20 protein-coding genes are annotated in these 21,565 nt (G+C 59.5%); 11 read left to right on the forward strand and 9 right to left on the reverse strand.

What is annotated here, in order from left to right; translation table 11 throughout:
* Positions 1 to 206: 206 nt before the first annotated feature.
* The 6 genes from ACA067_RS04570 (at position 207) to ACA067_RS04595 (ending at position 6,576) form a co-directional block, all read left to right on the forward strand.
* A complete protein-coding gene (locus ACA067_RS04570) occupies positions 207 to 1,235 on the forward strand; it encodes an amino acid ABC transporter substrate-binding protein (RefSeq protein ID WP_307338855.1) in 1,029 nt (342 codons plus the stop codon).
* A 65-nt stretch (positions 1,236 to 1,300) separates the two neighbouring features.
* A complete protein-coding gene (locus ACA067_RS04575; protein ID WP_497460776.1) occupies positions 1,301 to 2,482 on the forward strand; it encodes an amino acid ABC transporter permease in 1,182 nt (393 codons plus the stop codon).
* A gap of 10 nt (positions 2,483 to 2,492) precedes the next feature.
* Positions 2,493 to 3,590 (forward strand): amino acid ABC transporter permease, encoded by a 1,098-nt coding sequence (locus ACA067_RS04580; protein ID WP_497460777.1) that lies wholly within the window; start codon positions 2,493 to 2,495, stop codon positions 3,588 to 3,590.
* Between the two features lie 11 nt (positions 3,591 to 3,601).
* Positions 3,602 to 4,366 (forward strand): amino acid ABC transporter ATP-binding protein, encoded by a 765-nt coding sequence (locus ACA067_RS04585; protein ID WP_038981658.1) that lies wholly within the window; start codon positions 3,602 to 3,604, stop codon positions 4,364 to 4,366.
* Between the two features lie 256 nt (positions 4,367 to 4,622).
* Complete coding sequence (locus ACA067_RS04590; RefSeq protein ID WP_497460778.1) at positions 4,623 to 5,309, forward strand: FadR/GntR family transcriptional regulator; 687 nt, start codon at positions 4,623 to 4,625, stop codon at positions 5,307 to 5,309.
* Positions 5,272 to 6,576, forward strand: a complete 1,305-nt coding sequence (locus ACA067_RS04595; RefSeq protein WP_497460779.1) for a CynX/NimT family MFS transporter — start codon at positions 5,272 to 5,274, stop codon at positions 6,574 to 6,576. Before ACA067_RS04590 ends, ACA067_RS04595 begins: the two co-directional genes overlap by 38 nt.
* A 6-nt stretch (positions 6,577 to 6,582) precedes the next feature.
* Here ACA067_RS04595 and ACA067_RS04600 read toward each other — a convergent pair whose 3' ends face one another.
* The 5 genes from ACA067_RS04600 to ACA067_RS04620 form a co-directional block, all read right to left on the reverse strand.
* Positions 6,583 to 6,708: a hypothetical protein gene (locus ACA067_RS04600; protein WP_497460780.1), complete on the reverse strand. Its 126-nt coding sequence runs from the start codon at positions 6,706 to 6,708 to the stop codon at positions 6,583 to 6,585.
* Positions 6,709 to 6,775: 67 nt separating this feature from the next.
* A complete protein-coding gene (locus ACA067_RS04605; RefSeq protein ID WP_497460781.1) occupies positions 6,776 to 7,918 on the reverse strand; it encodes a DUF1120 domain-containing protein in 1,143 nt (380 codons plus the stop codon).
* A gap of 10 nt (positions 7,919 to 7,928) precedes the next feature.
* Positions 7,929 to 10,397, reverse strand: coding sequence for a fimbria/pilus outer membrane usher protein (locus tag ACA067_RS04610; RefSeq protein ID WP_497460782.1), 2,469 nt, complete (start codon positions 10,395 to 10,397; stop codon positions 7,929 to 7,931).
* Between the two features lie 139 nt (positions 10,398 to 10,536).
* Positions 10,537 to 11,253, reverse strand: a complete 717-nt coding sequence (locus ACA067_RS04615; RefSeq protein WP_497460783.1) for a fimbria/pilus chaperone family protein — start codon at positions 11,251 to 11,253, stop codon at positions 10,537 to 10,539.
* A gap of 78 nt (positions 11,254 to 11,331) precedes the next feature.
* Positions 11,332 to 11,973, reverse strand: coding sequence for a DUF1120 domain-containing protein (locus ACA067_RS04620; protein WP_497460784.1), 642 nt, complete (start codon positions 11,971 to 11,973; stop codon positions 11,332 to 11,334).
* 348 nt (positions 11,974 to 12,321) lie between these two features.
* Between ACA067_RS04620 and ACA067_RS04625 the strand changes: the two genes are divergently transcribed.
* The 4 genes from ACA067_RS04625 (at position 12,322) to ACA067_RS04640 (ending at position 14,911) form a co-directional block, all read left to right on the forward strand.
* Positions 12,322 to 12,954 (forward strand): response regulator, encoded by a 633-nt coding sequence (locus ACA067_RS04625; RefSeq protein WP_497460785.1) that lies wholly within the window; start codon positions 12,322 to 12,324, stop codon positions 12,952 to 12,954.
* Between the two features lie 110 nt (positions 12,955 to 13,064).
* A complete protein-coding gene (locus ACA067_RS04630) occupies positions 13,065 to 13,535 on the forward strand; it encodes a nuclear transport factor 2 family protein (protein WP_497460786.1) in 471 nt (156 codons plus the stop codon).
* A 40-nt stretch (positions 13,536 to 13,575) separates the two neighbouring features.
* Positions 13,576 to 13,887, forward strand: a complete 312-nt coding sequence (locus ACA067_RS04635) for a GIY-YIG nuclease family protein (RefSeq protein ID WP_497460787.1) — start codon at positions 13,576 to 13,578, stop codon at positions 13,885 to 13,887.
* An 88-nt stretch (positions 13,888 to 13,975) separates the two neighbouring features.
* Entirely contained in the window at positions 13,976 to 14,911 is a 936-nt protein-coding gene (locus ACA067_RS04640; RefSeq protein ID WP_497460788.1) for a glutathione S-transferase family protein, read from the forward strand.
* 180 nt (positions 14,912 to 15,091) lie between these two features.
* Here the strand turns inward: ACA067_RS04640 and ACA067_RS04645 are convergent, their stop codons facing one another.
* Together ACA067_RS04645 and yejK are read right to left on the reverse strand one after the other, a co-directional pair.
* A complete protein-coding gene (locus ACA067_RS04645) occupies positions 15,092 to 15,442 on the reverse strand; it encodes a glutaredoxin family protein (protein ID WP_497460789.1) in 351 nt (116 codons plus the stop codon).
* Positions 15,442 to 16,446 carry a nucleoid-associated protein YejK gene (yejK, locus tag ACA067_RS04650; protein WP_497460790.1) on the reverse strand — a complete coding sequence of 335 codons (1,005 nt, stop codon included), beginning with the start codon at positions 16,444 to 16,446 and terminating at the stop codon, positions 15,442 to 15,444. The genes ACA067_RS04645 and yejK overlap by 1 nt, the downstream gene beginning before the upstream one ends.
* A 394-nt stretch (positions 16,447 to 16,840) precedes the next feature.
* Between yejK and ACA067_RS04655 the strand changes: the two genes are divergently transcribed.
* On the forward strand, positions 16,841 to 17,122 hold the full coding sequence (locus tag ACA067_RS04655; protein ID WP_007905514.1) for an HU family DNA-binding protein: 282 nt from the start codon (positions 16,841 to 16,843) through the stop codon (positions 17,120 to 17,122).
* Between the two features lie 209 nt (positions 17,123 to 17,331).
* Here ACA067_RS04655 and rlmF read toward each other — a convergent pair whose 3' ends face one another.
* Positions 17,332 to 18,354, reverse strand: coding sequence for a 23S rRNA (adenine(1618)-N(6))-methyltransferase RlmF (gene rlmF, locus ACA067_RS04660; RefSeq protein WP_497460791.1), 1,023 nt, complete (start codon positions 18,352 to 18,354; stop codon positions 17,332 to 17,334).
* Positions 18,355 to 18,620: 266 nt separating this feature from the next.
* Entirely contained in the window at positions 18,621 to 21,467 is a 2,847-nt protein-coding gene (locus ACA067_RS04665) for a valine--tRNA ligase (protein ID WP_497460792.1), read from the reverse strand.
* Positions 21,468 to 21,565 lie beyond the last annotated feature (98 nt).

Consider the following 21,565-nt stretch of genomic DNA (forward strand, 5'->3'; position numbering starts at 1 on the left):
GGCTTCGCGAACGTGAAAGGGCTACCGCCCGTTCGGCCGATTGGTGAGAAGTGAGTTATCCATGCTGTGGATTTTCTCCTACTAGACTCATAGCGCAGGTCCGACGTCGGTTGACCCTAAAAAAAGCCAACATGGGTCTACAACGCCTCATAAGGGTGCGACAGGACTTACGCTCCGACACAACAAGAGCAAAACTGGAGGTTTGAATGAAGATGTTGAAATCCACCCTGGCCGTCGTGACTGCAGCCGCAGTGCTCGGCGTCAGTGGGTTCGCTCAGGCGGGTGCGACCCTGGATGCAGTGCAGAAAAAAGGTTTCGTACAGTGCGGCGTCAGTGACGGTCTGCCGGGCTTCTCGGTTCCGGATTCCACTGGCAAGATCATCGGCATCGACGCCGACGTCTGCCGTGCTGTGGCCGCTGCCGTATTCGGCGACGCGACCAAGGTCAAATTCAGTCAACTGAACGCCAAGGAGCGCTTCACCGCGCTGCAGTCCGGCGAAATCGACGTGCTGTCGCGCAACACCACCTGGACCAGCTCCCGCGATTCGGGCATGGGCCTGGTGTTTGCCGGCGTGACTTACTACGACGGCATCGGCTTCCTGGTGAACAACAAGCTGGGCGTGAAGAGCGCCAAAGAGCTCGACGGCGCCACCATCTGCATTCAAGCCGGTACCACCACCGAGCTCAACGTTTCCGACTACTTCCGCGGCAATGGTCTGAAATACACACCGATCACTTTCGACACCTCCGATGAAAGCGCCAAATCGCTGGAATCCGGTCGTTGCGACGTGCTGACCTCCGACAAATCCCAGCTCTACGCACAACGCAGCAAGCTGGGCACCCCGACCGACTACGTCGTTCTGCCGGAAACCATCTCCAAGGAGCCCCTGGGCCCGGTCGTGCGTAAAGGCGACGAAGAGTGGTTCAGCATCGTCAAGTGGACCCTGTTCGCCATGCTCAACGCTGAAGAAATGGGCATCACCCAGAAAAACGTCGAAGCTGAAGCCAAAGCCACCAAGAACCCGGACGTTGCTCGTCTGCTGGGCGCTGACGGTGAATACGGCAAAGACCTGAAAGTGAAGAAAGACTGGGTCGTGCAGATCGTCAAGCAAGTGGGTAACTACGGTGAAGTGTTCGAGAAAAACCTCGGCAAGAGCACGCCACTGGCCATCGACCGCGGGCTGAACGCTCTGTGGAACAACGGCGGCATTCAATACGCACCACCAGTGCGCTGATGGTTCTATCACCCGGTGGGCCAACCGCCGGGTGATGTTCTGTTCCATTCTTTGCGGGGCACTTCATGCAAAATTCAATCGGCGCACCAAAGCAGAGGCTCAGCCTCAGCGATCCAAAAGTGCGTGCGTGGCTATTTCAGATCATCACCATTGTCGCGGTGGTCTCGATGGGCTGGTACCTGTTCGACAATACGCAGACCAACCTTCAGCACCGGGGCATTACTTCCGGTTTCGACTTTCTGGAGCGCAGTGCCGGGTTCGGCATCGCTCAACACCTGATCGACTACACCGAATCGGACAGCTATGCCCGGGTGTTTGTCATCGGCCTGCTCAACACGCTGCTGGTGACTTTTATCGGCGTGATCCTGGCGACGATCCTCGGGTTCATCGTCGGCGTGTCACGGCTGTCGAAGAACTGGATCATTGCCAAGCTGGCGACGGTGTATGTAGAGGTTTTCCGTAACATTCCGCCGCTGCTGCAGATCCTGTTCTGGTACTTCGCGGTGTTCCTGACCATGCCGGGGCCGCGCAACAGCCATAACTTCGGCGACACCTTCTTCGTCAGCAGCCGCGGCCTGAACATGCCGGCTGCGTTGGCGGCGGACGGTTTCTGGCCGTTTGTGGCCGCCGTCGTCGTGGCCATCGTCGCCATCGTGCTGATGTGCCGCTGGGCCAACAAGCGTTTCGAAGCCACTGGTGTGCCGTTCAAAAAGTTCTGGACTGGCCTGGCGCTGTTCCTGGTGATCCCGGCGCTGTGCGCATTGATCTTCGGTGCGCCGGTGCACTGGGAAATGCCGCAGCTCAGAGGCTTCAACTTCGTCGGTGGCTGGGTGCTGATCCCGGAACTGCTGGCGCTGACCCTGGCCCTGACGGTGTACACCGCGGCGTTCATCGCCGAGATCGTGCGTTCGGGCATCAAGTCGGTCAGCCACGGCCAGACCGAAGCGGCGCACTCGTTGGGTTTGCGCAACGGCCCGACCCTGCGCAAGGTCATCATCCCGCAAGCCCTGCGCGTGATCATTCCACCGCTGACCAGCCAATACCTGAACCTGGCGAAGAACTCCTCGCTGGCGGCCGGTATCGGTTATCCGGAGATGGTCTCGCTGTTTGCCGGTACGGTGCTGAACCAGACCGGGCAGGCGATCGAGGTGATTGCGATCACCATGAGCGTGTACCTGGCGATCAGTATCAGCATTTCCCTGCTGATGAACTGGTACAACAAGCGCATTGCGCTGATCGAGCGGTAAGGAAAAGCGCATGACGACTCATACTTTCAAACCTGACATGCCACCGCCGAACCGCAGTATCGGCGTGGTGGCGTGGATGCGCGCCAACATGTTCTCCAGTTGGCTCAACACCCTGTTGACCCTGTTCGCGTTCTATCTGATCTACCTGGTGGTGCCGCCGATCCTGAGCTGGGCGATCCTTGACGCCAACTGGGTCGGCACCAGCCAGGCCGACTGCACCAAAGAAGGCGCCTGCTGGGTGTTCATCCAGCAGCGCTTCGGCCAGTTCATGTACGGCTACTACCCGGTGGACCTGCGCTGGCGCGTGGACCTGACCGTGTGGCTGGCGGTGATCGGCGTGGCCCCGTTGTTCGTCTCGCGCTTCCCGCGTAAAGCGGTGTACGGGCTGAGCTTCCTGGTGCTGTACCCGATCATTGCCTGGTGCTTGTTGCACGGCGGCGTTTTCGGCTTGACCCAGGTGGCGACCAGCCAATGGGGCGGCTTGATGCTGACCCTGGTGATCGCGACGGTCGGCATTGCCGGTGCGTTACCGCTGGGAATCGTGCTGGCGCTGGGCCGGCGTTCGAACATGCCGGCGATTCGAGTGGTCTGCGTGACCTTCATCGAATTCTGGCGCGGCGTGCCGTTGATCACGGTGCTGTTCATGTCCTCGGTGATGCTGCCGTTGTTCCTGCCCGAAGGCATGAACTTCGACAAACTGCTGCGGGCGCTGATCGGCGTGATCCTGTTCCAGTCGGCCTACGTGGCCGAGGTGGTGCGCGGTGGTCTGCAAGCGATTCCCAAAGGTCAGTACGAAGCGGCCGCGGCGATGGGCCTGGGTTACTGGCGCAGCATGGGCCTGGTGATCCTGCCGCAAGCCCTGAAGCTGGTGATCCCCGGCATCGTCAACACCTTCATTGCGCTGTTCAAGGACACTAGCCTGGTGATCATCATCGGCCTGTTCGACCTGCTCAACAGCGTCAAGCAAGCCGCCGCCGATCCGAAATGGCTGGGCATGGCCACTGAAGGTTATGTGTTCGCGGCCCTGGTGTTCTGGATTTTCTGTTTTGGTATGTCCCGCTACTCCATGCATTTGGAACGTAAGCTGGACACTGGCCACAAGCGTTAGGAGCGTAGTTTATGAGTGAAGCGATCAAACAGCCTGTGAGCCCTGAAGGCATTATTCAGATGCAGGGCGTGAACAAGTGGTATGGCCAGTTCCATGTGTTGAAAGACATCAACCTGAACGTCAAGCAGGGCGAGCGTATCGTGCTGTGCGGCCCATCGGGTTCCGGCAAATCCACCACCATCCGCTGCCTCAACCGTCTGGAAGAGCACCAGCAGGGCCGCATCGTGGTCGATGGCGTGGAGCTGACCAACGACCTCAAGCAGATCGAATCGGTACGCCGTGAAGTCGGCATGGTATTCCAGCACTTCAACCTGTTCCCGCACCTGACCATCCTGCAGAACTGCACCCTGGCGCCGATGTGGGTGCGCAAGATGCCCAAGCGCAAGGCCGAGGAAATCGCCATGCATTACCTGGAGCGCGTACGCATTCCGGAGCAGGCGCATAAATACCCGGGGCAACTGTCCGGCGGCCAGCAGCAGCGTGTAGCGATTGCCCGTGCGCTGTGCATGAAACCGAAAATCATGTTGTTCGACGAACCGACCTCGGCACTCGATCCGGAAATGGTCAAAGAAGTGCTCGACACCATGATCGGCTTGGCCGAAGACGGCATGACCATGCTCTGCGTGACCCACGAAATGGGCTTCGCCCGCACCGTGGCCAACCGCGTGATCTTCATGGACAAAGGCGAAATCGTCGAACAGGCTGCGCCGAACGACTTCTTCGATAACCCGCAGAATGAGCGTACCAAGTTGTTCCTGAGCCAGATCCTGCATTGATCGACGCCTGGCAGTGAAATAAACCCGGACCTGGTTCCGGGTTTATTTTTGCCTGAAGAAACACACGTTCCCCCTGTAGGAGCTGGCTTGCCAGCGAAAGCGGTGTGTCAGTCACCGTTAATGTTGGATGGAGTATCGCCTTCGCTGGCAAGCCAGCTCCTACAGGGGGCCGTGAAATGCCGGGTTGCCCTCGCGGACAAAGCTGACTAACATGTCAGGAAATTCATCCTATGATTGGATGAAAGGGGCGAATCCTGTGTCAGAAACCTCTCCATTAATCAAACGATCCCTGGTCGATCAGGCCCTGGACCAGTTGCGCCTGCGTATCACCCAAGGCGTTTGGACCGTCGGCCAACGCTTGCCCACCGAGCCTGAGCTGTCTGCGGAACTGGGCATCAGCCGCAACACGGTGCGCGAAGCCATGCGCGTGTTGGCGTTTTCCGGTTTGATCGACATCCGCCAGGGCGACGGCAGCTACCTGCGGGCGGTGCTTGACCCCCTGGACACCATGAAAGCCTTGTCCCGCTGCTCTCCTGAGCAGGCGCGTGAGACCCGGCACATCCTGGAAGTCGAAGCCATCGGCCTGGCGGCGTTGCGCCGCACCGATGAAGACCTGGCGGCATTGCGCGAAGCGTTGGGCGTCAGTGGCAGTCACTACCACGGTGACCTCGACACCTACATCGCCTGCGATCTGGTGTTCCACCGGCGTCTGGTGGATGCCGCGCACAACCCGACCCTCAGCGAGTTGTATCGCTATTTTTCCAGCATCGTCGGCGCGCATTTGCGCCAGACCTTGAATGTCAGCCCCCGACGCCAGGCAGTGTTCGACCTGCATATCGAACTGCTCGATGCCGTCGAGCAACGCGACCCGGAGCGGGCCAAAGCCTTGTCGAGGCGGCTGATCAATGAACCTTGCAACCGAGAATGCCATGTCCAGCAATAGCCACATCACCCAAGCCAAACGCAAGGCGGAGCTCGCAGAACTGCTGATCGACGCTGAGGCCGATGACGAAACGGTCCAGCACAGTCATCCGATCCTGCGCCGTCCGTGGCTGTTATTGCTGGGCCTGATCCTGGTGGCGCTGAACCTGCGCCCGGCACTGTCGAGCATGGCGCCAATGCTCAGCGAGGTGTCGAAGACCCTCGGCTTGTCTTCGGCACAGGCCGGGTTGTTGACGACGTTGCCGGTGCTCTGCCTTGGCTTGTTCGCACCGCTGGCGCCCGTGCTGGCACGACGTTTTGGTGCCGAGCGGGTGGTGTTGGGGATTTTGCTGATGCTCGCTGGCGGGATCATTCTGCGCAGCTCGTTCGGCGAGATCGGTCTGTTTGCCGGTAGCGTGCTGGCCGGCGCGAGCATTGGTGTGATCGGCGTATTGCTGCCGGGTATCGTCAAGCGTGATTTCCCGAAACACGCCGGTACCATGACCGGTGTCTACACCATGGCCCTGTGCCTGGGCGCAGCAATGGCGGCCGGCGCCACGGTGCCATTGAGCGAGCATTTCGACCAGAGCTGGGCATTGGGTCTGGGCTTCTGGGTGATTCCGGCGTTGGTCGCGGCGATTTTCTGGTTGCCGCAAGTGGGTCAGAAACATGGCGCGCACAACGTCGCGTATCGGGTTCGCGGTCTGTTGCGTGATCCACTGGCCTGGCAAGTGACCCTCTACATGGGCTTGCAATCTTCTCTGGCCTACATCGTGTTCGGCTGGTTGCCGTCGATCCTGATCGGTCGCGGCCTGACGCCGACCCAGGCGGGTCTGGTGCTATCAGGCTCGGTCATAGTTCAGCTGGCAAGTTCATTGGCGGCGCCATGGCTGGCGACTCGTGGCAAGGATCAGCGTCTGGCGATCGTCATCGTCATGCTGCTGACCCTTGGCGGCTTGTTCGGTTGCCTCTATGCACCGATCGAAGGCCTGTGGGGCTGGGCGATCCTGCTGGGTCTGGGGCAGGGTGGTACGTTCAGCCTGGCCTTGACCCTGATCGTGCTGCGCTCGCGGGATTCACATGTCGCAGCCAACCTGTCGAGCATGGCCCAGGGCTTCGGTTACACCCTGGCGTCCATGGGGCCGTTCGCGGTCGGCATCGTGCATGACTGGACCGGCGGCTGGACTGCCCTGGGCTGGATTTTCGGCGTGATAGGCCTCGGCGCAATCATCGCCGGTCTCGGCGCGGGGCGTTCGCTGTACGTTCAGGTGGTCAGCGAAAAGGTCTGAACATGGCTACAAGTAGACAACTGTGACAGTCAGATCAGTGCTTGAAGCCGCCAGTGCATAGGGCGCAACGCTGATCAGCACGGTGGAGGAGAGTGCTGCAAGGTACTTTTTCATTTTTTTACCCGCTGTCATGGTTGTTTTCCTTGGTGGTAACGAGGTGCTCCAGTGCGCCCCGTGTTCAGCAGGATTGGGTTGGGTGTTAAAGGTAAATAATCTCGATCGTCCCCGAGCCATCGAGCTCGATGGCGGTACTCAGGTCCAGGCTGTTCATGGGGGCGATGACGGCCTCGACCGCCACGGTGGTCGTGAGGTTCTGAATCGCCACCGGCCCCGCAGTGCTGCCTGCGCTGTCGGTGAAACCCAGGTAGCTGTTTTGGCCAAACGGAATCGGGGTCGAGTTGGCGGTACTCCAGGCGTTGCCGCCGGTGGTGGAGTCGGTTCGATAGAGGCGGGCGAAGCTGTCGGCACTGACGTCAGCCGGGTCGATGTTCAGTGAGTACAGGCCAATCTTGTTGTTGCGGTTATCGACATTCAGGCCGTAGTAAATCTCGCTGTTGACCGTTGCCGAGCCTGAGCGGTTGTCATGCATGATCAGGGCGAATGAAGTGGGCGCATCGCAACTGACCCTCAATGTCAGTGACTTGGGCGGCAGGCGAGTGCTTTTGTCACTGTTAAGGTCGCTTTTACCGAGCGTGCCGAAATCGACCAAGCCGCCGTTGGAAAGCGCCGGTTCGCAGGCTGCCGGAGCGAAACGGGCGCGTAGGGTGGCCTCTCTGGTGAGCCCCACACCCACGGCATCGAACACACCCGAAGCGTCCCAAGTGACTGTGTCACGCACCTGCATCCCTTGGTCTTGAACCCAGGCGGTCAGCTCAAGCTGTGCCGAGAAACTACGACCTTGCAACGGCACACCCGCTTGCACGGGAACAACCCCGTGCTCCGGCCGCCAAATCAGGCTCGCTGCCGTTTCTGCGGGCGGCTGGCCGACACGGGCAATCAACCCGATCTCCACCGATCGGCCATCCAGTACCGCGTCGCGAATACGGACCTGGTAGCTGCCGCGGTCGGCAAAGTGAAAACGTTCGGCGGTTGCTGCCATTGCCCTGTAAAACAGGCTCATGTCAACGGGTTGCGAACAGCTCAGGCTAAGGCTCAAACGACGCTCGCCCAAGGTGCGCTCGGGGGCTGAATCGGGCCGAATCGCCCGGTTCATCAGCCCGTAATCGAGCACGGGCTGACTCAGGTTGAACTGGCAATCATCAGCGGACGCCCAGGTCAGCGGGGTGAATCCACTCAGCGCCAAGGGAACCATGGTCAGAAAAAAGTAGCGGGACAGTTTCATGAAGTCATCCTCAGAGGGCTCGGCACTCGGCGGGGGCGGTCTCGTAATACGCCTCGGTGTCGGCGTCGGTCGGCAATTGGAAACGCAGTTCGCAGCGGTCCAGCCCTGGTGCGGTGATCCACAACTCACGGAGATCGAGGACATTGGGCAGAAACACCAGTCCGCCGTCCTGCACCAAGGTGACGAACTCGCCATCCCCAGTATTCACGGCGGCGCCGCGCGGCAGAGGTGCACCGTTGGCGGTGGTGACTTTGAGCAAGGCACGACGGGTCATGGTGATGCCGAACTCGACGTTGTCAACGGCACCGCGGCCGGCCGCAATCACCGCCAACCCGTTATGGATATCGGCATTGCGCGGCAGGGTTTTGGTGTCGACTTCGACGGGACTGCGACCGTAAGCGCTGACTTGAGGGACCACGGCCTGTCCTTGCCAATCGGTCCAGACCGGGCCGCTGGGCGTTGTCACTTTGATCGCGCTCATGTCACCCACCGAGAGCAGGGCAAAGGTGTCGCTCACAGGATAGGGCGACAGCGTCAAGCCACCGCCGTGCAGCACGGCGCCGCCGCGAGCGCTGGCCTGATAGCTGGAACGTTCGGCATCTGCGCGGGTGTAGTTCAGGTCCAGCTGACTGTAGCGAGGCAGCAGCGAAACGCCGACGGAGGATTGCACCTGTCTGTCGCGCGTATCGTGTTCAACGCCGACGCGGTAACCCAATTGATCATTGATCTGTTCATTCAAGCCCACTCCGCTGCGGTATTCGCCAGCGGAGCTGCGCACCCAGCTGCGCGCCCGGCGGTTCTCTCCCAAGGGAATGCTGAGGTTCAGGTAGACGCTATCATCGCTGCGGCTCGCGCCGCTGAGCTGCCATTCTGCCGTCGCCGAGACCGACACACCGCCGATGTTGGTGCCCCACGAAGCCAGGGCACGGCTGCTGCTTCCGCCGTCGAACGCGCTTGATCGGCTGAAGCCACCGCTGAAGGCGCCCAACCACGGGTGAGACCAGGACAGGCCCGCGCTTTGTTGATCGCGGTAGCGGGATTTACGACTGTCGGTAGTGCCGTCGAACACGGCGTCTTCCAGCTCCCGGTAGCCAAAGGTCCGGTAAGAACTGCCTGCATTGAACGCCCATTGCTCGCTCAATCGGTGCGATACACTCAGATCGGCTTGAAGTCCCTGACTGGCTTCTCTGCCACTGGCGTCAGCGCCTGTCAGCGTGGCTTGAACCTGCGTGACGGGTGAGGGTAGCAGGCCCACGCTTGCACCCGCCGCGCGATAGTCGGCGGCACCGGTCAGGCCTGCGCTGAGCAGGATCTGCGGGTGGAGTGCACCGCTCCAGCCGCCACTGATCACCCAGGGATCGCTGTCCTGTTCGTCACCGATACTGCGCACCTGACCGGCCGCCAGCGAATAACCGGGAGCTGGCAAGCCGATGCCGAGCATCGCCGCAGGGACGGTAAAGCTGCGCTCGCTGCCATCGGCCTCCTTGATGGTGACTTCAACGTCGGAGCGGGTATTGAGGCGACGCACGTTATTAAGCGCAAACGGGCCTGCGGGTACCACCGTAGAATGAATCAATGAACCGTTTTGCCGGACTTCGATCTGCGCCTGACTATGGGCGATACCTTCAATCATCGCGCTTTGTCCTTCTTTCTGCAGCGCTTGCTCGGTCAGGACCTGTACGCCGGTGATCTGCGCGCCGGCCAGTACCGGGTTGTAGAGGTTGATCTGACCCGCTTGCAGCACCGCTTCCAGGCTGGCGAAGGTGCGTTGGGCGTATGCCGCGATATGAGTCGTGCGTGAAACGTCGTCCTGCCAGGTTTGCACCTGGCGACTGCGCACGACCCAGTCACCGGCGTTGAAACCGAGTTCGGTGTTGGCCGAGGCGTAGCGACTCGATTGGTCGCCAGAGCGGCTGTGTAAACCGGTGACGTCGTAATTGAGCAGACCGGCAACGCCACCGGTTTGATAGCCAGAGAAATCCCGGCTGGTCGGGCGTATCGCATCGGTGGGTACGATCAAGGACAAGCCCAGGCTCGCCGGGTCCTGCTCGATGACGGTTTGCGGCGAGGTGTTGAGGAAATCGTGGCAGCGGCCATCGTCCAGCGTTCGAGTGGGCACATTCAGGTTGCCCTCATCGAGCAGGGCGCGATCGAAGCACAACGCGCCTTCGCGATTGAACGTGGCGTCGATCCGGCCATGGCGCTGGCCGTTGACCGTGAGGGTGACCGGGTGCCTTCCGGCCGTGAATCGCGGCGTTTGCATCAGCAAAGTCGCCAGCGCCGGATCGATACCGCGCTGCAGCAACGTGTTTTGGTCGAACGACGGCGGAATCGAAACATCACCGTGGGCGTCGAGCAACATCAAAGCGTTGGTCAGCAGTAATGCTACCGTGGCTCGCCGCCGCAACAGGTGAGGACGGGCGCCGGGCCGAATAGCGGGCACGGCTTCGCCATCACGGTAAATCCATACTGTGTTCATGGGGGGTCACTTGGGTTATGCCTGCGTACTGGCCTGTTTTGCCGTGGCTTCAGGCTCGCTCGTGGCAACGGCTAAACGCCGTCGCTTTGAAACAGCGGCGCTCACGGTGCCTTTGGGGCACTGTGGAATAGTTGTGGTTTCAGAATTTGATGGGCGCCTCGTAGTGCGGTACCGCGAAGCCGTAGACGGTGGCCGGCTGAAAGCGCACTTGTGTGGCGTTCCCTTCAGGCACCGCAATGCTGATGTGTTCGCCGGGCAACACGTACGTTTTTGGCAGCATCGTGTTGCCAGCAGAAGGCAGCAATTGCACTTCCTGGCTCAGACGGACCACGTAAGGTGTTTCGTTGCGCACCGTCAGTTGACCGTCCTGTAGCGACCATTGCAGATCGGTCCAGGGCGTGCGATTAGGCGCCAGGCCTTTGGGGTGAAGGATTACCGGCAAGTTCTGGCGCACCGTTACGCCGACACGGGCATGTCCGGCTTCGGCGGCGGGTTTTCCTTGCGGTATGCCTTCAAAAATCACCCGTTTCAAGCGTTGGGTGAGCAGGGGTTTTTCCGATTGGAGAATGAACCGTACCAATTGGGTTTTCGAGGCTTCGACGCGTGCCAGCGGGGGCGTTACGAACACCAGGGGTTCAGAGTCCTCAGGAATGTTTTCGATAGTGACGTGCATCAACGCCAGGGTGGCGTCAGTGTTGGTGACTGATACGGATGCTTCGCCGTCGGCCTCGTTGACAATCACCACCGAGGTGTCCGGAACCATGCCGTCAGCCTGGGCCTGCGCGGTCAGCAGGAGAGCGAGTGCGCCAATGCCGCCGTGGAGCAGATGGCGCGTGCCAGTTAAAAACATCGTCATGATGTGTCTCTTGGGGTAGTCGAATATGACCCAGTGGGCAACGCAAATGGCCCGGCGCTGCCCGTTAAAGACAATGGTTTATAAATACTTGACTTCGAGGGTTGCATGGCCGTCGATAGGCACCTCGTGGGTCAGGGTCAGGCTGTCAGCACGGGCGATAAATGCGCCTACGTTCATATTTACGGCCAGTTGCTTGATTGCAACTGGCAACCAGCTTCCGGTAGAGCGATCGCCAAAGGCAGCCCACGTACCAGGAGGGATGCCGGCGCCGTCGTAACTTGTCCACGTTTTGCCTTGGTCGATAGAACCTAGCACTTCTTTTGAACCGGTTTCCGTGATTGCACTGTCATACGTAAAATCGAATCCACCGAGCTTTTCGTTGGTGTTGATCAGACCTAAGCCATACATATTGAAAGGATAAATCGATGAATTTGGACGATTGTCTACGAGGTCCAGCGCAAACAAAGTTGCGGCATCGCAAATAACGTTCAATTGCAAGGCGGTGCGACCTAGAAACGTCGCTTCGGTCTGGTTAAGCTTTTTGGCCGAAATTTTTCCATAATCAATTCCACTGCTAGGCAGACTGGGCGTGCAGGCTGCCGGAGTGATGATGCCTTTAATGACCAGGTCCGGGGAAGCGGCAAAAACGGACGAAGCACCGGCCAGTAGCAACGCTGCGGTCAATAGGGGTAACTGTTTGTTCATAAGTTGTATGTTCATATGTTGATTCTTCCTTGAATGATTATTGAGAGTTGTCCTGCGCGGACAGGGCGCACTCTATCGGTCGAGGTAGAGAGGTGGAATGCAACTAATACGAAAATGGACCGCCCGGTGTATGAACGTGTTACGGAGTACTGATCATCAACTTCCGTCGCGTTGTATGTAGCCCTTCGATGTGGGAGATATAGCTTTCAAGTGTAGGGGGTTTCTCTTTGTTTTATAGGAGAAAGAGCAGAGCCTTGAATACATTGGGAGAAGCAGTTTCGCGATATGGATTGGTCGTTGTGATTGGCACAGGACGGCGCTATTTTTCGCGCATTCCAGTCACCAAACAGGACAAATCCGACAATGCGCGTAATTATTGCTGACGACCATCCTGTCGTTCGCATCGGGTTGCGGATGCTCATCGATCTCTGCGGGACATGTGTGGTCGTTGGGGAAGCCGAGGGTCCGGATAGCCTGTTGAGCCTTCTATCAACCACCCCCTGCGATCTGTTGATCACGGATTTCAGCATGCCGGGTGACCTGCAGGCTGATGGCCTGAAGATGCTGGGCACGGTGCGACGTCGCTACCCGTCAATTCGGATTATTCTGGTCACGATGTTTGCCAACGTCGCGACGCTGAGATCAGCACTCACTGAAGGCGTGATGGCGATCGTTGCCAAAGGCGCGTCGGCCAAAGAGTTGCCCACAGCGATCAGATCGGTGAGCGAAGGGCAGCGTTTTGTCAGCGAACTCTTGCGCACGGCGATGGTTCAGGCCGGCACCGGTAATTCGTCAACGAAACCGTCACTGACTGCCAAAGAAAATGAAGTCGTAAGAATGCTCGCCAGCGGGATGACCGTCAGTGAAATCGCCGGCCACTTCAACCGCAGCGTTTCAACCATCAGCAAGCAGAAAAACATGGCCATGCACAGGCTGGGCATTTCCACCGACGTGGATCTCTTTGCCTATGCCCGCGACAGCGGCATGGCCTGTTAGGTCGTCGGCGTGCCCGGGCAGTCACGGTATTCGAGCCACGAATGCCGATGGTCTTCCCTGTGTTTGCAGACTATCGTGCAGGCAATCTCACGAACGTCCGGAGCCTGCCCATGAGTGATGGCCATAGCGCATTGATCACCCAGTTCTACCAAGCCTTCCAGCGGCTCGATGCCGAGGCCATGAGCGCCTGTTACACCGATGACGTGGTGTTCAGTGATCCGGCGTTCGGTGAGCTGCGCGGCCGCGATGCCGGTGACATGTGGCGCATGCTCACCACTCGGGCCAGGGATTTCTCCCTGACATTCGATAACGTGCGCAGTGATGAACGCACCGGCGGTGCGCACTGGGTGGCGACCTACCTGTTCAGCCAGACCGGCAACACCGTGGTCAATGATATCCAGGCACGCTTCGTTTTTCGCGACGGCAAGATTTGCGAGCATCACGATAGCTTCGATATGTGGGCCTGGTCCCGACAGGCGCTGGGTTTCAAGGGGCTGCTGTTGGGCTGGACGCCAGCGGTGCGCAACGCCGTTCGCGCTCAGGCGTTGAAGGGGCTGAAGGCATTCCAGGCCAGTCGCTGATAAGATCACCGTTTGTTTCCTTTCAAGCCTTGATTGTTACGTGACCAGCCTCAGCGAAAAGCCCGTCGACGCCGAAACACCGGTGAGCAAACCCTGGTTCGTCTACCTCGTGCGCGCGGCCAACGGTTCGCTCTACTGCGGGGTCAGCGACGACCCGGCCCGCCGCTTTGCCGCTCACCAGCGTGGCAAAGGCGCGCGGTTTTTCCTGTCCAGCCCGGCCGTGGCGTTGGTATATACCGAAGTCTGCCGCGACAAAAGCGACGCCCTGCGGCAGGAGCGGCTGATCAAAAAGCTCAAGAAAAGCGCCAAGGAGTGCCTGGTCGCGAGTGCGACTGCGGGCTTATCAATCTGACTGATAAGTTCCCATCAGGCAGATCGGTGGGCTGCGGGTGGATTGCGCGCTAAGCTGCGAACTCCTTACCCGTGCGGCGGAGCCGAGCATGTCAGAGTTGATTCTTCATCATTACCCGACGTCCCTTTTTGCCGAAAAGGCCCGCTTACTGTTGGGCTTCAAGGGTCTGTCCTGGCGCTCGGTGAAGATTTCGCCGGTGATGCCTAAACCCGACCTGACGGCGTTGACCGGCGGCTACCGCAAGACGCCGGTGTTGCAGATCGGCGCTGATATTTATTGCGATACCGCATTGATCGCCCGTCGTCTGGAGCAGGAAAAAGCCTTGCCGGCGTTCTTTCCGGAAGGCCAGGAAATGATCGCTGCGACATTCGCGGCCTGGGCGGATTCGGTGGTATTCCAGCATGCGGTCAGCCTGGTGTTTCAACCGGAATCGATCGCCGTACGCTTCGGCTCCATGCCGCCGGAAGCGATCAAGGCGTTCATTGCCGATCGCGCCGGGTTGTTCAGCGGTGGCAGCGCCACACGCTTGTCGGCCGAGCAGGCCCGGCATCAATGGCCAACGATCATGGCACGCCTGGAGCAACAGCTTCAGCGCGAGCAGGGCGACTTCCTGTTGGGCGAGCCGTCGATTGCCGACTTTGCCCTGGCTCATTCGTTGTGGTTCCTCAAGGCGACGCCGGTGACTTCACCGCTGGTTGACACCTATCCGGCGGTTTCGGCGTGGTTGGGGCGCGTGATGGGCTTCGGTCATGGCGCGTTTAGCGAGATGACGTCCAAGGAAGCGCTGGAGGTCGCGCGCAATGCCACGCCGGCGGCGTTGCCGGATGAGCGGTTCGATGAACCAAATGGGTTTGAGGCGGGCCAGCAGGTGGTGATTGCCGCAACCGATTACGGCGTTGATCCGGTAGCGGGGGAGCTGCTGTTCGCGGGCAGCGAAGAGTTGATTCTACGGCGTGAGGACGAGCGTGGCGGCGTGGTGCATGTGCACTTTCCGCGGTTCGGGTTCCGTATCGAAGCGCAGTAAGCGCTAACCACGGATTTCTTGGCTTGCACCCCCTGTAGGAGCTGGCTTGCCAGCGAAGGCGTCCGTCCAGGCGATACATGTGTCGACTGACCCACCGCTTTCGCTGGCAAGCCAGCTCCTACAGGGGATGGGTGTACACCTGTAGGAGCTGCCGAAGGCTGCGATCTTTTGATCTTCGGCTTATTTCAGCGCGGCAAGAATGGCGTCCGGGTCATACCCGCGAATCAATGTCCCGTTCACATCGATGATCGGGATCCCGCCGCCACCCAGCGCCTCATAGGCCTTGCGCGCCTCGGCGTCCTTCTCGATATCGAATTCATTGTAGGCAATGCCTTTCTGGTCGAGAAAACGCCGGGTCAGTTTGCAGTAGCCACACCATTCGGTGGCATAAAGCACGACCCTGGCGTTGGCCCGGGTCTGCTCGGACGCCATCTGCGAGGGGTTGAACACCCGCTCGATCTTGCCCCAGTTCTGGTACACCACAACCACCAGCAGGATCAGCAGGCATTTCTTCAGGACCCCGGGCAGCATCAGTTGCGTCGCTTGAGCTGGTCGGTGAGTTGGGTCGGCAGCCCTTTGATGATCAGCGTGCCGGCTTCTTCGTCATATTCGATCTTCGAGCCCAGCAGGTGTGCTTCGAAGCTGATCGACAGGCCTTCGGCACGGCCCGTGAAGCGGCGGAACTGGTTCAGGGTACGTTTATCCGCCGGAATCTCCGGCGACAGACCGTAGTCCTTGTTGCGGATGTGATCGTAGAAGGCTTTCGGCCTTTCTTCGTCGATCAGCTCCGAGAGCTCTTCCAGACCCATGGGTTCGCCCATTTTGGCCTGGCTGCTGGCGTAATCGACCAGGGTCTTGGTCTTCTCGCGCGCGGACTCTTCCGGCAGGTCTTCGCTTTCGACGAAGTCGCTGAAAGCCTTGAGCAAGGTGCGGGTTTCGCCCGGGCCGTCGACGCCTTCCTGGCAGCCGATGAAATCGCGGAAATATTCCGATACCTTTTTCCCGTTCTTGCCTTTGATGAACGAAATGTACTGCCTGGACTGCTTGTTGTTCTGCCACTCGGAGACGTTGATCCGTGCCGCCAGGTGCAATTGGCCCAGGTCCAGGTGCCGGGAGGGGGTCACGTCCAGCTGTTCGGTCACTGCAACGCCTTCACTGTGGTGCAGCAGCGCGATCGCCAGGTAATCGGTCATGCTTTGCTGATAATGCGCAAACAGCACGTGGCCGCCCACAGAGAGGTTCGATTCCTCCATCAGCTTTTGCAGATGTTCCACCGCCACCCGGCTGAACGCTGTGAAGTCCTTGCCGCCATCAAGGTATTCCTTCAGCCAGCCGCTGAACGGGTGCGCCCCGGACTCGGCATGGAAGAAACCCCAGGCCTTGCCTTGTTTGGCGTTGTAGCTCTCATTAAGGTCGGCAAGCATGTACTCGATGGCGCTCGACTCGGCCAATTCGGAATCGCGAGCGTGGAGAACTGCGGGCGTGCCGTCGGGTTTTTTGTCGATCAGGTGGACGATGCAATGGCGGATCGGCATGGGCTTCTCGGCTGGTTGAAGAGAGGAGGGCGTGCTCCCCGAAAAAGCGCCCAGTGTACCGCAACCATTGGTTTTGGCGCGGCACCAAGGGCAATTCGCAGCCCTGCGACGGTGCTTATGCAGTTTTTTGCAGCTTTAGTGCAATAAAGCTGACCAATTGGGTAGCTAGAGGCGGATATTTCCCCGTCTCTGTGCTAGTTTTGCCCGGTCTTACGCGAAGTCACTGCGTTAAGCGTGCATTCAGCATTTGTCAGGTCGAACCAAACCCTGATTTCGGTATCTATAACCCCGATCCCGTGGTTATTGGCCGAGGGTGCCAGATCCAGAAGATCGGGCTCGATGGCTGACACTGCACTCTGCAATCCATATGAATTTGATAGGGAAGGAACACTACATGGCTCTTACTAAAGACCAACTGATCGCCGACATCGCTGAAGCTATCGACGCGCCAAAAACCACCGCGCGTAACGCTCTGGACCAACTGGGCCAAATCGTTGCCGATCAGCTGGAAAACGGCGGCGAAATCACCCTGCCAGGTATCGGCAAGCTGAAAGTGACCGAGCGTCCTGCCCGTACTGGCCGTAACCCTTCGACTGGCGCTGCCATCGAAATCGCTGCCAAGAAAGTGATCAAGCTGGTTGTGGCCAAAGGCCTGACCGACGCGGTCAACAAGTAAGATTTGTTAAAAAAACCGTGCGACGGAGCAATCCGGGCACGGTTTTTTTGTGTCCGCGATTTACCATAGACACCGGTAGACCAATGTGGGAGCGGGCTTGCTCGCGAAGGCGATGTGTCAGTCGACTTTTATGGTGACTGACACTCCGCCTTCGCGAGCAAGCCCGCTCCCACATTTGATTTTCAGCAGCTCACGAATGAAGCCTTCACTCAGCTCTTGCGCGCCCAGCGTTCGCGCCAGACCTGCTGCTCGGATTTGGTCTGGAAGGTCCAGGCGACAAAGCGGCTTTGCTTCTGCCCCTGGGACATTTCCACCACCTGGCTTTCCAATACGCCGGCCTTTTTCAGCGCCGTCTGGATCGCAGGCAGGTTTGAGGCTTTCGAGACCAGTGTGCTGAACCAAAGCACTTTGTGCTGGAAGTGCGCACTCTCGGCGATCAGTTGCGTCACAAACCGTGCTTCGCCACCTTCACACCACAATTCAGCCGACTGACCGCCAAAGTTCAGCACCGGCAGTTTGCGTTTTGGGTCGGCCCGGCCCAGCGCGCGCCATTTACGCTCGCTACCCTTGGTCGCCTCGTCCATCGAGGCGTGAAACGGCGGGTTGCACATGGTCAGGTCAAAGCGTTCACCCGGTTCCAGCAGGCCCAGCAGAATGTGCTTGGGATTGCTCTGCAGGCGCAACTGGATGGCTTTGTTCAGCCCGTTGGACTGCACGATGGCTTTGGCGGCAGCCACGGCGGTCGGATCAATTTCCGAACCGAGGAAGTGCCAGCGGTAGTCGCTGTAACCGATCAACGGGTAGACGCAGTTGGCGCCCATGCCGATATCGAGCACTTTGACCGGTGCGCCGCGAGGAATCTCGCCGTCATTCACGCTGGCCAGCAGGTCGGCAAGGAAGTGCACGTAATCGGCACGGCCCGGAACCGGTGGGCAGAGGTAATCCGCCGGGATGTCCCAATGGGCGACGCCGTAGAACGACTTGAGCAGCGCCCGGTTGAACACCCGCACCGCGTCAGGGCTGGCGAAGTCGATGCTTTCCTTGCCATATGGGTTGATGATCACAAACTTCGCCAGTTCCGGCGTGGTTTTGATCAGCGCCGGGAAGTCGTAGCGACCCTGGTGGCGGTTGCGCGGATGCAGGCTGGCCTTCTCGCGTGGTTCCACGGCTTTGGCCGGGGTCGCGGATTCGGGCTTCTTGCGCGCAGGTCTGGGTGTGCGGGGGGCGTTCATGGGCGTTGTCGATTCGGGTATGGCTAAAAGTGACGGGTATTGTCCCACATTCAGCTGTTGTGAACTCAATTGTGACGTTCACCGCATGTCCCCTTGTGGGAGCGAGCTTGCTCGCGATGGCGGCCGAGCATCCAGCATCGATGTTGAATGTGATGGCCTCATCGCGAGCAAGCTCGCTCCCACAGGGGATTCACGGTGTTTGGGAGAAAGTGGCAGGCATAAAAAAGGGAGGCCGCCATGCCTCCCGTTTTCATTGCGATTTGCCGTTACAGGCTGGCAATCCGCGCATGCTGCTCGGCCAATTTGCCCAAAGCCTGTTCGGCTTCAGCCAGTTTGGCGCGTTCCTTGTCGATGACTTCGGCCGGAGCCTTGTCGACGAAACCGGCATTGGACAGTTTGCCGCCCACGCGCTGGACTTCGCCCTGCAGACGCAGGATTTCCTTGTCCAGACGTGCCAGCTCGGCGTCTTTGTCGATCAAGCCGGCCATTGGCACCAGCACTTCCATCTCGCCAACCAGTGCGGTGGCGGACAGCGGTGCTTCTTCACCAGCAGCCAACACAGTGATCGATTCGAGGCGAGCCAGTTTCTTCAGCAGGGCTTCGTTCTCGGTGAGACGACGCTGATCTTCGGCGCTGACATTTTTCAGGAACAGGTTCAGCGGTTTGCCTGGACCGATGTTCATTTCGCCACGAATGTTGCGCGTGCCGAGCATCAGGCCCTTGAGCCATTCGATGTCGTTTTCGGCAGCCGGATCGATGCGCTCTTCATTGGCCACTGGCCACGGTTGCAGCATGATCGTCTTGCCTTCGATACCGGCCAGCGGTGCGATTCGCTGCCAGATTTCTTCGGTGATGAACGGCATGAACGGGTGCGCCAGGCGCAACGCGACTTCCAGCACCCGAACCAGCGTGCGGCGGGTGCCGCGCTGACGTTCGACCGGCGCGTTTTCGTCCCACAGCACAGGCTTGGACAGTTCCAGGTACCAGTCGCAATACTGGTTCCAGATGAACTCGTACAAGGCTTGTGCGGCCAGGTCGAAACGGAACTGATCGAGTTGACGGGTCACTTCGGCTTCGGTGCGTTGCAGCTGCGAAATGATCCAGCGATCCGCCAGCGATAGTTCGTAAGCTTCGCCGTTCTGACCACAGTCTTCGCCCTTGTCCAGCACGTAACGCGCAGCGTTCCAGATCTTGTTGCAGAAGTTGCGATAGCCTTCGACGCGGCCCATGTCGAACTTGATGTCGCGGCCGGTGGAGGCCAGCGAGCAGAAGGTGAAACGCAGGGCGTCGGTACCGTAGCTGGCGATGCCGTCGGCGAACTCGTCGCGGGTCTGCTTCTCGATCTTCTTCGCCAGTTTCGGCTGCATCATGCCGGAGGTGCGTTTCTGCACCAGGTCTTCGAGTTCGATGCCGTCGATGATGTCCAGTGGATCCAGGACGTTGCCCTTGGATTTGGACATTTTCTGGCCCTGGCCATCACGTACCAGGCCATGGACGTAAACGGTCTTGAACGGAACCTGCGGCGTGCCGTCTTCGTTCTTCACCAAGTGCATGGTGAGCATGATCATCCGGGCAACCCAGAAGAAAATGATGTCGAAACCGGTGACCAGCACGTCGGTGGAGTGGAATTTCTTCAGGAATTCGGTCTGCTCAGGCCAGCCGAGGGTGGAGAAGGTCCACAGCCCCGAACTAAACCAGGTGTCGAGAACGTCATTGTCCTGTTGCAGCGCAACGTCCGGGCCGAGGTTGTGCTTGGCACGTACTTCGGCTTCGTCGCGACCGACATAGACCTTGCCCGACTCGTCGTACCAGGCCGGAATCCGGTGGCCCCACCACAACTGACGGCTGATGCACCAATCCTGGATGTCGCGCATCCACGAGAAGTACATGTTTTCGTACTGTTTCGGCACGAAGGCGATGCGGCCGTCTTCAACGGCGGCAATGGCGGGCTCGGCCAATGGCTTGGTCGACACGTACCACTGGTCGGTCAGCCACGGTTCGATGATGGTGCCGGAACGGTCGCCTTTCGGCACTTTCAGGGCGTGATCGTTGACGCTGACCAACAGGTCGGCGGCATCGAATGCGGCGACAATCTGCTTGCGCGCTTCGAAGCGGTCGAGGCCGGCGTATTCGGCCGGGATCTTGCCATCGATGCTTTCGTTCAGGGTGCCGTCGAGGTTGAACACCTGACAGGCCGGCAATACAGCTGCGTTCTTGTCGAAGATGTTCAGCAGCGGCAGGTTGTGGCGCTTGCCGACTTCGTAGTCGTTGAAATCGTGGGCCGGGGTGATTTTCACGCAGCCGGTGCCGAATTCAGGATCGCAATAATCATCGGCGATGATCGGGATGCGGCGGCCGACCAGCGGCAGCTCGACAAATTTGCCGATCAAGGCTTGGTAGCGTTCATCGTTCGGGTTCACGGCGACGGCGGCGTCGCCGAGCATGGTTTCCGGGCGAGTGGTCGCGACGATCAGGTAATCATTGCCTTCAGCGGTCTTGGCGCCGTCGGCCAGCGGGTACTTCAGGTTCCACAGGAAGCCTTTCTCGTCGTGGTTTTCCACTTCAAGATCGGAAATCGCCGTGTGCAACTTGGTGTCCCAGTTGACCAGGCGCTTGCCGCGATAGATCAGGCCGTCTTCGTGCAGGCGCACAAACGCTTCTTTAACCGCTTCCGAGAGACCGTCGTCCATAGTGAAGCGCTCGCGGCTCCAGTCCACGGACGAGCCGAGGCGGCGGATCTGACGGCTGATGTTGCCGCCGGACTGATCCTTCCATTCCCAGACCTTTTCGAGAAATTTCTCACGGCCCAGGTCATGACGACTCTGGCCCTGGGCTTCGAGTTGGCGCTCCACCAGCATTTGCGTGGCGATACCGGCGTGGTCGGTGCCCGGTTGCCACAGGGTGTTGCGACCCTGCATGCGACGGAAACGGATCAGGGCGTCCATGATCGCGTTGTTGAAGCCATGCCCCATGTGCAGGCTGCCGGTGACGTTCGGCGGCGGGATCATGATGGTGTAGGACTCGCCCGCGCCTTGCGGGGCGAAGTAATTCTCTGACTCCCAGGTGTTGTACCAGGAAGTTTCAATGGCGTGCGGCTGGTAGGTCTTATCCATGCGCGGCGGGACCCTATTGGCATTTATTCAGGAAAAGCCGGCAAGTATAGCGGGGCATGGGGCGCAGGGCGAGTGAGTGCGGACAAGCCGCAGCCCCG

The organism is Pseudomonas sp. LBUM1674 (assembly GCF_059695635.1).

Excerpts from the sequence above, each read along its gene's own strand:
- ACA067_RS04570 (WP_307338855.1), top strand. The coding sequence starts at position 207 with ATGAAGATGTTGAAATCCACCCTGGCCGTCGTGACTGCAGCCGCAGTG.
- ACA067_RS04575 (WP_497460776.1), top strand. The coding sequence starts at position 1,301 with ATGCAAAATTCAATCGGCGCACCAAAGCAGAGGCTCAGCCTCAGCGAT.
- ACA067_RS04580 (WP_497460777.1), top strand. The coding sequence starts at position 2,493 with ATGACGACTCATACTTTCAAACCTGACATGCCACCGCCGAACCGCAGT.
- ACA067_RS04585 (WP_038981658.1), top strand. The coding sequence starts at position 3,602 with ATGAGTGAAGCGATCAAACAGCCTGTGAGCCCTGAAGGCATTATTCAG.
- ACA067_RS04595 (WP_497460779.1), top strand. The coding sequence starts at position 5,272 with ATGAACCTTGCAACCGAGAATGCCATGTCCAGCAATAGCCACATCACC.
- ACA067_RS04600 (WP_497460780.1), bottom strand. The coding sequence starts at position 6,708 with ATGACAGCGGGTAAAAAAATGAAAAAGTACCTTGCAGCACTCTCCTCC.
- ACA067_RS04605 (WP_497460781.1), bottom strand. The coding sequence starts at position 7,918 with ATGAAACTGTCCCGCTACTTTTTTCTGACCATGGTTCCCTTGGCGCTG.
- ACA067_RS04610 (WP_497460782.1), bottom strand. The coding sequence starts at position 10,397 with ATGAACACAGTATGGATTTACCGTGATGGCGAAGCCGTGCCCGCTATT.
- ACA067_RS04615 (WP_497460783.1), bottom strand. The coding sequence starts at position 11,253 with ATGACGATGTTTTTAACTGGCACGCGCCATCTGCTCCACGGCGGCATT.
- ACA067_RS04620 (WP_497460784.1), bottom strand. The coding sequence starts at position 11,973 with ATGAACATACAACTTATGAACAAACAGTTACCCCTATTGACCGCAGCG.
- ACA067_RS04625 (WP_497460785.1), top strand. The coding sequence starts at position 12,322 with ATGCGCGTAATTATTGCTGACGACCATCCTGTCGTTCGCATCGGGTTG.
- ACA067_RS04630 (WP_497460786.1), top strand. The coding sequence starts at position 13,065 with ATGAGTGATGGCCATAGCGCATTGATCACCCAGTTCTACCAAGCCTTC.
- ACA067_RS04640 (WP_497460788.1), top strand. The coding sequence starts at position 13,976 with ATGTCAGAGTTGATTCTTCATCATTACCCGACGTCCCTTTTTGCCGAA.
- ACA067_RS04645 (WP_497460789.1), bottom strand. The coding sequence starts at position 15,442 with ATGCTGCCCGGGGTCCTGAAGAAATGCCTGCTGATCCTGCTGGTGGTT.
- yejK (WP_497460790.1), bottom strand. The coding sequence starts at position 16,446 with ATGCCGATCCGCCATTGCATCGTCCACCTGATCGACAAAAAACCCGAC.
- ACA067_RS04655 (WP_007905514.1), top strand. The coding sequence starts at position 16,841 with ATGGCTCTTACTAAAGACCAACTGATCGCCGACATCGCTGAAGCTATC.
- rlmF (WP_497460791.1), bottom strand. The coding sequence starts at position 18,354 with ATGAACGCCCCCCGCACACCCAGACCTGCGCGCAAGAAGCCCGAATCC.
- ACA067_RS04665 (WP_497460792.1), bottom strand. The coding sequence starts at position 21,467 with ATGGATAAGACCTACCAGCCGCACGCCATTGAAACTTCCTGGTACAAC.